Origin of the sequence: Bradyrhizobium sp. BTAi1, assembly GCF_000015165.1 — a bacterium.
In the GTDB taxonomy this organism is placed as follows: Bacteria; Pseudomonadota; Alphaproteobacteria; order Rhizobiales; family Xanthobacteraceae; genus Bradyrhizobium; species Bradyrhizobium denitrificans.
In genome coordinates, this window is the sequence record NC_009485.1 from 4084798 (window position 1) to 4096434 (window position 11637).

The 11637-nt window shown below is 60.3% G+C and carries 8 protein-coding genes and 1 tRNA gene; 4 read left to right on the forward strand and 5 right to left on the reverse strand.

Annotation, left to right across the window (positions count from 1 at the left end):
• Nucleotides 1-1459: 1459 nt before the first annotated feature.
• From BBTA_RS18275 to BBTA_RS18285, 3 genes are all read left to right on the forward strand, one after another.
• Nucleotides 1460-3496, forward strand: coding sequence for an acyltransferase family protein (locus tag BBTA_RS18275; RefSeq protein ID WP_012043978.1), 2037 nt, complete (start codon nt 1460-1462; stop codon nt 3494-3496).
• Nucleotides 3497-3694: 198 nt separating this feature from the next.
• Entirely contained in the window at nt 3695-4168 is a 474-nt protein-coding gene (locus BBTA_RS18280; RefSeq protein WP_012043979.1) for a hypothetical protein, read from the forward strand.
• Nucleotides 4169-4359: 191 nt separating this feature from the next.
• A complete protein-coding gene (locus BBTA_RS18285; RefSeq protein ID WP_012043980.1) occupies nt 4360-4578 on the forward strand; it encodes a hypothetical protein in 219 nt (72 codons plus the stop codon).
• A 59-nt stretch (nt 4579-4637) separates the two neighbouring features.
• Here the strand turns inward: BBTA_RS18285 and BBTA_RS40795 are convergent, their stop codons facing one another.
• Complete coding sequence (locus tag BBTA_RS40795; RefSeq protein ID WP_012043981.1) at nt 4638-4799, reverse strand: hypothetical protein; 162 nt, start codon at nt 4797-4799, stop codon at nt 4638-4640.
• A 655-nt stretch (nt 4800-5454) separates the two neighbouring features.
• Between BBTA_RS40795 and BBTA_RS18290 the strand changes: the two genes are divergently transcribed.
• Complete coding sequence (locus BBTA_RS18290) at nt 5455-6699, forward strand: acyltransferase (RefSeq protein WP_012043983.1); 1245 nt, start codon at nt 5455-5457, stop codon at nt 6697-6699.
• Nucleotides 6700-6716: 17 nt separating this feature from the next.
• On the opposite strand, the gene BBTA_RS18295 is transcribed toward BBTA_RS18290, so the two are convergent.
• The 4 genes from BBTA_RS18295 to BBTA_RS18305 all read right to left on the reverse strand — a co-directional run bounded on the left by BBTA_RS18295 (nt 6717) and on the right by BBTA_RS18305 (nt 11409).
• Nucleotides 6717-7634: a class I SAM-dependent methyltransferase gene (locus BBTA_RS18295; protein WP_012043984.1), complete on the reverse strand. Its 918-nt coding sequence runs from the start codon at nt 7632-7634 to the stop codon at nt 6717-6719.
• 874 nt (nt 7635-8508) lie between these two features.
• The gene (locus BBTA_RS18300) at nt 8509-9618 is read right to left on the reverse strand and encodes an IS5-like element ISBrsp7 family transposase (RefSeq protein WP_012043985.1); all 1110 of its coding nucleotides are present in this window, start codon (nt 9616-9618) and stop codon (nt 8509-8511) included.
• A gap of 486 nt (nt 9619-10104) precedes the next feature.
• Complete coding sequence (locus tag BBTA_RS40130; RefSeq protein ID WP_148221471.1) at nt 10105-10491, reverse strand: hypothetical protein; 387 nt, start codon at nt 10489-10491, stop codon at nt 10105-10107.
• Between the two features lie 841 nt (nt 10492-11332).
• Nucleotides 11333-11409, reverse strand: a tRNA-Arg gene (locus BBTA_RS18305).
• Nucleotides 11410-11637: the final 228 nt, after the last annotated feature.

An 11637-nucleotide genomic window follows, 5' to 3' on the forward strand; every position in this document is an offset into this window, starting at 1 on the left:
CTATTAGTTGCGCAAAGTATTGTTGCACGTCTCGGCTGTCTAATAACGGCGACAGGTTGTCGAGCGGTGAGGCTGCACCCTTTTAGGCTGAATTCCGATGGAAAAGCTGCTGGACGAGTCAACGCCTGCTTCAATCTGGCCGTTGTGACAACTGCTCGAAAGGTGTCGAGGCGCCCGGTTGCAAAAGCAACTCGAAGTATAGGCCCAGCGCGTCCCGGCGTCGGCCAATTTGCGGCGAAGCGTGGGCGAGTGTGGCGATCTCGCCACGGGTTTGCAGAGGTTGATGGCCTGACCGGTATTATATGAAGGATGGTGGCGGAAGCCTCCCGCCGAGGTCTCATTGTGGATGCAGTCCTCTAACATCAGCCATACTCTCATCGCGCGCTGTGGCCACCGGTCGAGCCCACATCGGGTGTCGAGAAGACTGTCGAGGGGCCGCAAAGGGGCGCGGATCCGCGATCTCGCGGCCGGCATGCCCGAGTTTTGCTGTCGAACGACCCTCGCTCGAAGCCGCGAGGGGGCAGGGAATGCCGGGTGAAGGCCTCACCTATGGCCCGCCTGCGAACAAGATGCAGGCGGCAGTGACCACAGGTGGTGCCGATCAACCTGCATTCCCTGCGCGACGGTGTTAACGGCTGCTTCGCGCGCTCCCTGGTGCTCCGGGCGTTCTGGCCACCATGCGCACATGTGCTCCGTACGCACTGCGCGGGGATATCAGCATCGGGATATCAGGACCACGCGACTTGACCGTGCGCCGCGAGATTGTTCGTCCGCATGGTCACCATGCTGCAACCCGCCGCGCCCGCCACATCCCACACTCAACGCTCGTGACGATCGCGATGCGTCCCTCTGCCGAGGCGAGACGCAGCCAGTCAAACCGAATTTCGAAAAAAAAGGAAATGGAGGAATTTTTTCGCGAGCGAGTGGACAGGCCAAATCGACTTGAGGGAGTCAGTGATTTTAGTCTCTGCGCGCAGGCGCTTTCGGTCGGCCAGCGGGCTGGGAGGGCGCGCTTCCGATCCGTCATTGGAGCTGATTTGCCCGACAAGCAGTCTCGCCGCCGATCGCGCAGGGGGCGCGGTTGATGGTGCTGCGCACGAGGCAAGACCCGCGACGCTCCTGACATGTCGGGTGGCGCTTCCCCATGTGAGTACAGAACAGAACGTCATTATTGATCCAGCTCGGTCTTGGGCAAGAGCCAGAGCTGCGCTGCTGCAGTTGCGCCGGCGTGTCCGCGAATAGTTCACATGAACGCCACATAAAGATCCTGTTTCAGCAAAGTTGGTGCCGAAGTCTCGACTGTCCCGCAATTCTGTGTGTCGATTTCGCGTGATGCGCGTCGGTGACACACAAGAGAGAAATGCATGATGCGTGTTTCTGTTTGTTGATGTTCGTGTCCAGAAATGTCACTTGGGTCATGGGATAGGCGGTACGTTTCGCGCCCATCAGGACTGACAGCGTGACGTGTGAAAAGCGTTTGGAGTATCGCGCGGACATTGATTATCTCCGCGCACTGGCCGTCGTGGCGGTCATTGGTTTTCACTACGACTTGCCAGGGTTCGGTGGCGGGTTCGTCGGCGTCGATGTCTTCTTCGTCATCTCAGGCTATGTCATTGCCCGGCTGATATGGTCCGAGATCGGTGCGGGATCATTCTCCTTCGTGCGCTTCTATGAGCGAAGGGCGCGGCGCCTGCTTCCGGCGCTCTATCTGATGATCCTATCGACCGGGGTGGTGGCCTGGTTCGTGGCTCCGCCTGACGATTATCGGATGTTTTTTGGCAGCGCGGTCTCGGCTCTGCTGTTTTCGTCGAACATCTTCTTCTGGCTCCAGACCGGCTATTTCGATCTTCCCACCGTCGGCAAGGTTCTCATCCACACCTGGTCCTTGTCCGTCGAGGAGCAGTTCTACTTCCTTTTCCCGGTGGTGACCTGGCTGTGGAGCAGGCTGTTTGCCGATCCGACGTCGCGGCGATCACTCGGGCTGGTCGTCGCCGGCACGGTGGCGTTGTGCGTTCTGAACGAGCTCTGGATCAAGCAATCGGCGTCCGCGGCGTTCTACGTCGCGCCATTGCGGGCCTGGGAGTTCCTGGTCGGAAGCATCGTCTTTCTGGGACATCGGTGGTCGCCGGTCAGGCGGCCGACGCGGCTTCTGCTTGCCTCGCTGGGCTTTGCGTTCATGCTGCTTCCCGTGGTCGCGTTCCGGCCGGAGACGCGCTTTCCCGGGTTCAACGCGCTGCTGCCTTGCCTGGGTGCCGCGCTCTACATCCTGGCATTCAACCAGGAGAAGGGGAGGCCAGCGCTGCCATTTGGCACGTTCGGAGCGCGGCTCGGCCGATTGTCCTACTCGCTTTATCTTTGGCATTGGCCGGTCTTCGTGCTCGGCAGGGCCGCGCTCCCGCTGGAGGCCGCCGGTTCGGTCTTCGCGACGGCGGCGCTGCTGCTGTTGACGGTGCTGCTCGCCTTCCTTTCTTATGTCCTGGTCGAACGTCCTGCACGGGAGCGGATCGAATGGCGCGGAGTGCCCGGTGCGCGGCTCATTGCATGCGCAGCCGTCGTGCTGATCGCGATCGGGGCTCACGGCTATTCGAACGACGGCTATGCCCAGCGGTTTCCGCAGTCGCAGGCGCGCATGATCCGCTACAATAGCCAGACGGTGGCGCCATTCTACCGGACGCACAGCTGCTTCCTGCAGCCCGATGAGCCACTCTCAGCCTTCGACATGAAGGACTGCCTGAGGCCGGTGGCCAACAAGCGCAACGTTCTGCTCGCAGGAGACAGCATCGCTGCGCACTATGACTGGGGCTTGCGCAGCTATTTTCCGTCGGACTCGGTTCAGTTGCTCCAGCTGACGGCGGCATCCTGCGCTCCCTTTGTCGAGCTGGATCAGGCGAAGGTGCGCAGCTGCAATGAGATGAATCAGCTGCTGCGTGCGCAGATCAAGGCACGGCGGTTCACGGGCCTCATCCTTTCAGGAAACTGGCGCGTCTATTCCGAATTCTATGGTCGACGGGATGCGACGAGCTTCCACGACTATCTGCGTTCGCTGCTCGCTGCGGCCGACGAGGCCGGCATTCCCGTGCTGCTGCTGGGTCCCTCGCTTGAATTCCCGGCGCCGTTGGCGGCGACGCTGTTCAACTATGAGCGAAGTCATCTGCCGGCCGGCAAGTCGTTCATGCCGATCGAAGGGGCATTCAAGGCGGATGACCGCATGAGGGAGATCGCGCGTTCATACCCGTCGGTTCAGTATGTTTCGATCCTGGACGCGATATGCCGCGCCAGGGAATGCCCGCTGAAGGTCGCCCCGGAGACGCCGATCACGTGGGACGTCATCCATCTGACGCCGGAAGGCTCCCGCTTCGTCGTCGCCCAACTCAAGCCTCAACTCGACGCGTTCTTGAGCAGGTTGCAGACCGCGCCGGCGGGAGACACGGAGGAGCTGATGGCGGGCAGTGGCGTGCCGGCGCCGCAAAACCACCTTCCCTCTCAGGTGCAATGACCAGAGGGGATCGGCGCCTTGCTGCGCCGAAGCGTGCTCAGGGGGCGTTGGGAGCCGGTCCGTCCCTGACGGTTCGTGTGGCATGGCGGAGCCGGGCGTCGTGAACCTTCCTGCGGCGCGTGCGTTCCCTGTCGCTGCCTTCGCGGGGCCGCGAAAATGCTGCAACGACCGCTTTTGATACCGTTCAGGACGACAGACATGCATGTGATGATCAAGGCGCTGACAATTGTTGCGGCGGTCGCGAGCTGCAGCGCGCGCGTCGGCGCCGAGCCAGTGCGCTGGACAGTCTACCGGATTCCGGAGACCGGCACCTCGGTGGATATTCCCACCTCGATCTTCAGCGAGATGGCGGGCCGCCCGGACGGATACGGCCAGCGATTTCAAACCGCCGATGGCCGTGCCAGCCTGACCGTCCAGTCGGCGGCCCGGGACGGGCGCGAAACGCCGGCCGAGTTCCTTGCCAAGAAGAATCCGCCGTCGAGCATCCAGTACAAGCGGATCACGCCGCGGTTCTTCGCGGTCTCCAGCACCAAGGGCGACTATGTCTGGTACAACAGGTGCAACTTCACGGCCGCCCATGTGCATTGCGTCCTGATCAATTACCCCCAGGCCTGGGAGCGCGCCTGGGACGGTCTCGTCACCCGCATCAGCCTGTCGTTGAACCGCGGTTAGGGGCGGCCGACGGCCGCCGCTAGGCTGCAGAGCGGGGCAGGCCGGCTCTCGCGACCGAAACCGGCCAGGCGGGTTTGGCCGAAACCGGATCGGCGGAGCCCGTCGGTGGTTTGATCCAGCTCAATGCCGCGCGGGGACCTGTCTGCGTAGGTTTTGCGGATCGATTGTCATTCGCAAGCGGACTCGCGGCAATGGGCGTCATGCCATTCACCGTCAGGGCGGAAAGCGCCAATGCCGTCGCGACGCTGCGCTGTCGCAGCGCGCAAGACGCGCTGTTGACGGCCCATGTCTATCTGCGCCTCGGTGCCGCGCTGGTCAGCATCCGCACCCCGAGCGGCGAGATCATGAGCGCCTACAAGCTCGATGCGCTTGTGAACCGAGAGCGCGCCCGGGCCTTGCTGGCGGATTGATCGGCGGCGGGGCGCGCAAGCCGGCGGGGGTCACCGCGGCAGGACACCAGACCGGCGTCTCAGGACGCTTCGCCCTCAATGCCGCGATCCTGCGGCGACGGTTGCCTGCACGAGCGCTCGATGTAGGGGCCGTAAAGGACGTCCTGCCGACGCTGGTAGATGGTGACGCTGGTGGCGGTGGCGATGCAACAAATTGCGGTCAAAACAGCCAATTCAAACATGCGACGACTCCATGCCCCCGAGGTGGCGGATGGAGCCGAAAACGTCAAATGAAAGCCGCCATTAAGCTGAAGAGGCAAGCTTAACGCGCCAGCCGTGGGGCGCCGCCGGTCATTCCACGGCGCTCTGGCTGGCGGAGGCGAGCTCGGGAAACATGGCCTGGCAGCTCAAACAATAGGACTCGAAAATGAAACTCATCAATGCCGACATAGGTCGCTCCCCTTGGACGATCTCATCAGGGTGAGTGTGCCGGAGCTCTGTTTCAGGACGTTTTCGTGGGGCCGGGAAATTGGTTTCGCCCGCGCGACACTTGCCAACCCGGGCCCGCGGGGGCGTCCATCGCATCCCCGGAGCCCGCACCCTCGGCGGGCTGGGCTCAATGGGGGAAGCCTTGTACTGGCTGATGGCCGCCGAAGCCCGGCGAAAAGTCATGCCGACGATCCTACCATGGTAGGGCACCAACTGATCGGACTGCGTGATCGTCGCCGGGCGTAGATGGCGTTTCGATTGAAAGATCGGCTGCTCATATCTCCACAGCCATTGTCCCCAGCTGTCACTGTAGTTGGTGAGATTTGGCTTGCGCGCGGCTAGGTTAAAGCTCAGATTTGCGCGAACTGATCGCATCAGTGCAGCGGAGCTATTGGCTTTTCTGTCGAAATGAATTTGCTGAGCGGTCCGCATGGGGCGCGGAAGATTGATCGATTGGAGCGCGTGCGGGGCCTGGCTGCGTTACGGGACGGTTATCAGATGATGCCACGACGGTTTGTGGCTATTGATAGCCTACGTGGCATTTGCGCGATCATCGTCGCCGTCTACCATTTCAGCTCGAATTCGATTCTGGCCGCGCTTCCCTTCATCAAGAACGGATTTCTATTCGTTGATTTCTTTTTTGTGCTGAGCGGATTCGTAATCGCCTCAAGCTATGGCGACAAGCTGCGGACAGGTTTCTCAATTCCGCAGTTCATGTTTCTGCGGTTGGGACGGCTGTATCCGCTGCATCTATTCGTCATTTGCCTCTACCTTCCGATCGCGGCGATGGGCGGCTATTCCTGGTCTGGCTTGTGGATCACGGCGGCATTGCTGCAAGCATTCTCGGACGGCAATCTGGGAAACTGGAATCCGCCGAGCTGGAGTATCTCGGCCGAGGTCTGGACCTATCTGGTGTTCGCTTTCGCATGCCGAGTCACGGGTCGTCTGTTCTACTACGTTCTGGCGGCGCCGATCGTGGTCGCGCCTCCAGTGCTTCTGGTGGTCAGCGACAGATATTTGGACGTCTGCTTCGAAGGCGCGCTGTTGCGTTGTCTCTTTGGCTTCTCGATGGGAGTCTTGGCGTTCGAGGTCTGGCGGCGCCGCGAGGGACGTATGATGTCGTTCAGAACGTCGACGCTGACCGAGTGTGGCGTCGTAGCCGCCTCACTCTTGATCGTCGCTGTTGCGGGAGCTGGCCCGCTTTCTTTTCTGTGTCCGCCAATGTTTGTGGTCGCAATTCTTGTGTTCGCTCGCGAAGGCGGTGCGATCAGTGCGACCTTGAAGCATCGCAGCATTGCGCTCATTGGCGCGCTTTCTTACTCGATTTACATGACGCACCTGTTTGTACAGGCGAGGCTTTTGAATGCGATCGGCTTTCTTGCCAAGCATATATGGCTGCCGATCTCAAAGGAAGCCGGGGGCGCTCAGACTATTTCGAGCCAGATCCCCTTGGCCGCGGACGCCATGGTCATCCTGATGATCGCGATCGTGATCGGTTTCGCCTATCTCACGTTCAACTTGATCGAGGAACCGTTTCGTCGATGGTCTCGGTCTGTCAACTTCTCCACTCCGGCAAGAGCCGTTGACGACGAGCTTCAGAGCGACTTCAGTCGCCCGCCCTCGCACCGAGGAGACGTTTCACCCGGAATATGATTGCCACCAGCGCGACGTTAAGTTCTCGCCGCGTGAATTCGGATAGAGTCGAACTTCAAAGCATCGCGGAGAAGCCCGCTCGACATCAGTAGAGGCCATCCGGAAAATTTTGAGCCGACCTTGTTCCTCCATTCGGGCAAAAATTGCCTCGTGAAGCCAACGTATCGAACTTGCGTCACTTTGAGCCCGCAACGCTCCAGCAGTCGGCGCAGCGAGGTTTCTGTGAAGAACGAAAGATGTCTCGGTATGTCGGTCCATGGCCATCTTTCCTTGAACCATCTAAAGGCGAGCGCGGTGCTGTTTGGGACTTCTATGACAAGTGTGCCGTCGTCCGCCAACAACTGCTTGACTCCTTCAATGGCTTTCACCGGGTCGCTGCAATGTTCGAGCGAGTGCATGAGCGATACGACGTCGAATGGGCCGATGGATGGCAGATCCTCGGCGACGCCTGCATATACGCTTCCGTGAACCTTCGCCTGCCGTCGTGCAAGAGGATCTGGCTCGATGCCGGACGTTTCATAGCCGGCTTCTCGGAAGAGCCGCATATCGGCCCCGTTGCCGCAGCCGATATCGCAAAAGGTCTTGCCTTGCGGTACCTCGGTCGGACTAAAGTGCCGACCATTGTCGAGCAACCAAGCCGCATGGATTAGGGCTCGCTCAGAGAGCGAAGGTGACCGATCGTCTTTCTGTTTAACGCTGTGAGTATAATAGTCGTCCGAGTAGAAGGTGGCGACGCGGTCTTGCGGAAAATCTCCGGCCAGCCGACCGAAATCGCACTCGTGACACCAATACAGCTCGAACCATTCTTCGTGAGCTGGAGCGGAGAACAGAAAAGCCATCTCAGATCCGCAGATCAGGCAGCGGGCTTCCACTAAATCGTGGCGTGTTACGGATGGTGTCGTCTGCTGAGCGAAGTGGCGGTCCTTAATCAGCATCTAAGTCTCTTCGTAAACAAGCGTCTGTTGAAAATCTCGCCGGCGACAGAACCTGCGCTACGACCCAATAGAAAATGGATGGGAGGGACGGGAACGAAATCCGGTGCGCCACGCGAGTGTTGCACCGAACCTACAGTTCCTCCCCTGCACTGATTGCAGGCTGGAAGAAGCAGAGAGGCCGGTTGTGGTAAAACTATCTGGCCCACAGTACGATGAGCGGCAATTGTTGTGAGCAGTGATGTTGAGTGAGTACGCAAGAGTGCGCAGCGGAAACGGAACAGGAAAATATGTTCATCAGAGCCCCGCGTGAATCAAACTGATTTCACGCCGGTTGTGTGTGCGATGTCAACGGGCGTTTTGCGCGATAACGAACAGCAGCCTGCTAACAACTGTTCAAAAGTAGAAATCTGAATGGCTTAACGAGCGCGGTTTCGAATGTTTGGCAAACGGACGGCCCGCCTATTTTGATGAACTCCCACCTCGATAGGGGTGTTGAATGCGGACGGTCGCGAATCACCTCCGCGCTTGCGGTTTCAGCTTCGAACTCTTGCGAGGCAAGATCTGCTCTGCGAAGGCGAGTTGCTTCGATTGGGCGCAACGAGCGGCGACAGCCGTAACTTCTGCTCCGATGACGAACCCAGACCGCTCGGGACAGCCTTCTTCGGCCGTGACTGGCGATCCCAACAAGGCTTTCCGGACAGGCTGATCAATCGCTTAGCAGCGAGTGGGTCACAAGCCATATCCATGCGCTTCCCAGGAATGTTCTAGCAGGCCGTTGAAGAAGTCTGCTTTCGGTCGGATTTGAGTCTCCGGGTCGGCTGGTAAGCGCCGAGTGTCGGCTTTGTGCGGCGCTTGGACCCTGAGCCGAGGTGCCTCATGCGGTTGCCTCCAACAGTCTTGGCAGGCGGATCAGATTGTAGGCCGCCAGCGCCAGCTTGAAGGCGGCATCGACGCGGGCGCGGCCTCGGAACTTGACCTTGGCAAGGCCGGCCGAGGCCTTGATCCAGCCGAACACCTCCTCGATGCGCTTGCGGCAGCGTTGGCTGACCGCGTAGCCGGCGTGACGCAGCGTTCTCCGGTCGATCGCGGTCTTGCGTGGCTTGCCGGTCTTGCTCAAATGCCCGTCGATGGCGATGTGCGGCGTCACCGAACGGCTTCTCAGCTCTCCGACAAAGTCGGTGACGTCGTAAGCCTTGTCGGCCCCCAGCGTGATCCGGCGCGTGCGATCGCCGCGATGGCGGTCGATCAGTTCCAGCGCCTGATCCCGCTCCGCGGTGCCGGTTGCCTGGCTGACGCCGCCCAGCACGGCGAGGCCATTGCGGTTCTCCATTAAGGTATGAGCCATGTAGCAGAGCTTCGCCGGCTGGCCCTCGCCCTTCTTGTACAGCCGCGCCTCGGGATCGGTCGTGCTCTGATGCGTCTCGTTGCTGCGCTTTTCCTTGTGGAAGCTGCGCTCGGCGTTGCGGCCCGGACCGTCATTGTCCTGATCGCCGCCGTCCTTGCGGCGGAAGCTTTTGATCGACGCCCACGCCTCGATCAGCGTGCCGTCGACCGAGAAGTGGTCGCTCGACAGCAGCCGCTTCACCTCGGGCCGAGCCAGCAGCGCCGTCAGAAACTTCGCCGCGATCTCGCCCTCCAGCAGCCGGTCACGGTTCTTGGAGAAGGTCGAATGATCCCATACCGCGTCGTCCATGCCCAGGCCGACAAACCAGCGGAACAGCAGGTCGAAGTCCAGCCGCTCCATCAATTGCCGCTCCGAGCGAATGCCGTAAAACGCCTGCAGCAGCATCGCCCGCAGCAGTTTCTCCGGCGCGATCGACGGCCGGCCGAACGCGGTGTAGAGCGCTTCGAAGTCCCTTGAAAGGTCAGCCAGTGCCGCATTGGCAAGCCGCCTTATTGTCCGCAGCGGGTGGTCGGCACGAACCCGATCCTCCAAATCTACATAGCTGAACAGGGATCCCGTCCGTTCGTCGCTTCCTCGCATCGTCCGCCCCTCAATCCAGCCGGACCTAAGGAATCATGACGAGAGGCCCGACGCCACTGACTTCTTCAACAGCCTGCTAGGGCGTCTGACCCACTTCAGCCGACGGGCGGACGCCAACTGGCTAACCTTGAGAGATCGGAACGCCAGATTTAAACGTTGTGCCGCACGATGATAGCGACCAGCCAGTCGATCTCGAACTTTCGTGGTGCCGCAAAGTCAAAGTATTGCGGACATAGCCCGGCCTACGCCGCTTCGTCACGGTCTTGAAGATCCAAGGCAAAGCATTGCGATCGACCGGACCGTATTGGGGAGGAAAAGAGCGCTCGCTAATCATGTCCCGCCTGGCGCAAGAGTCTATGCTGTCCCTGGGAGAGGGAAGGCAGATCGGCCTGACGCTGCCGGTCAATGCAGAGGCCATTTATATCTTGGACTTGAAAGCCCGGTGCGTGGAACGCACCGGGCCCATGATGTGGTCGCAAGAAGCGACTAATGCACCCGTACAGTCCCGTCCGCGTTGTAGTCACTCTTCTTGCTGTAGCCGGAATCGCGGTGATTTTTCGAATGGAGGGCGGCGTTGCTGCCGCTTACGCCCGCAGTTCCGCTATCAACCCGCACGGTTCCATTTGCGTTGTAGTCACTTTTCGGATTGTAGCCGGAATCGCGATGCGTTTTTGCATGAAGGGCAGCGTTGCTGCCGCTCAGGCCCGGAGTTCCGGGATTGACCTGCATGTTTCCATATTGGTCGCGATCACCTTTGCTCGACCCAACCTGCTGAACCGCACCGGCTTTTGCATGATGAGTACGATGTCCGGCGAAGGCCGCAGAGGTAGAGACAGCGAGGATAACAAGACCGACAGCAATGCTTCTAGCCATGGTCAACTCCTAATCGTTGAAGGATCGTCTACCCCATCGGTGTTAGACTGCCACGCAAATTGCTGAGTGTCTTTGATGCAACTCAAGAGTTCAGGGCGAGTGCGGCGTCGCAATCGTTGCCGTTCCGGGTTTATTGTCCAGCTGCGTGTTCCAGCCGCGTGATGCTCATCAGAGGCGTAAGCGAAATGGTTCGAGAGGTGTCCCCGGCGGCTCAGTCGTGATCAACATGGACGGGCGGAGCTCCGGTTGAACTAATCCGCTTCGAATTGCGAACGATGGGCATCGGGGCAACGTGCCCACCACGAATGCGGGCTTCCTGAAGACGCGCCTTGCGGAACCTGCGGATCGGCGCAGGTCTTGAGCACGTACAAATCCGAGAGACCACAGTGCGCCGCACATTCGCAATTGCTGATGATTTCTGGACGGCGAATCTCAAGTGGCCTGCGCTTCGGCCGACAGTTGCAGTTAAGAAATCGGGAGATGTCTAAACGCCGATCTCACGTGTACGCACCAAGTTGCTGGCGTGGCCGTACGACTCGATCAGGGGACGCACATAGACGGTGATGACCCTCGGGGATCGACATGCGGAGCAGCGCAAGGAGTTTCGCATCCTCGATCGGCTCATACGTTACGATGAACCGGGCACGCACGATGCAATCGAGGCGGTGACGACATCTCTGGCCCATGGTCCGACGTCGTCGAGATCCTGGTCACCGGCCCGTCGCCGGAGCGCGTCAGAACCGCGCCGGATCTGGCCGCTGGTGTGATTTCGACCGCTCAAGCGCCCAATATGGCCCACCAAAACAGGCGTCCGAATAACCTCAGCGGAGGAAAAAGCCGTTGGCGATCCCAGCAGGACTCGAACCTGCAACCCGCGGAGTAGAAATCCGCTACTCTATCCAGTTGAGCTATGGGACCGTGGTCACGGGGTGAAAGCCGCGGGCGGGGGGCCCGGCCGGCTGGTCATCCATAGCATGGTCATATGAAAAATTGTCGGTTTCGCCAAGCCCGGCCGAACCGGAACCGGGGACCGGGCGACCAAGCGGAGGCGGAGGAGGGGCAAGAGCGCCCCGATCGCGGGTCGGCAGCGCCGGATGAACGGCCGCCGCGGCCCTTGGCCGTATGCTGTGTCCGGTGAACATGCCC

Excerpts from the sequence above, each read along its gene's own strand:
- BBTA_RS18280 (WP_012043979.1), top strand. The coding sequence starts at position 3,695 with ATGCATGTGATGATCAAGGCGCTGACAATTGTTGCGGCGGTCGCGAGC.
- BBTA_RS18285 (WP_012043980.1), top strand. The coding sequence starts at position 4,360 with ATGGGCGTCATGCCATTCACCGTCAGGGCGGAAAGCGCCAATGCCGTC.
- BBTA_RS40795 (WP_012043981.1), bottom strand. The coding sequence starts at position 4,799 with ATGTTTGAATTGGCTGTTTTGACCGCAATTTGTTGCATCGCCACCGCC.
- BBTA_RS18290 (WP_012043983.1), top strand. The coding sequence starts at position 5,455 with ATGAATTTGCTGAGCGGTCCGCATGGGGCGCGGAAGATTGATCGATTG.
- BBTA_RS18295 (WP_012043984.1), bottom strand. The coding sequence starts at position 7,634 with ATGCTGATTAAGGACCGCCACTTCGCTCAGCAGACGACACCATCCGTA.
- BBTA_RS18300 (WP_012043985.1), bottom strand. The coding sequence starts at position 9,618 with ATGCGAGGAAGCGACGAACGGACGGGATCCCTGTTCAGCTATGTAGAT.
- BBTA_RS40130 (WP_148221471.1), bottom strand. The coding sequence starts at position 10,491 with ATGGCTAGAAGCATTGCTGTCGGTCTTGTTATCCTCGCTGTCTCTACC.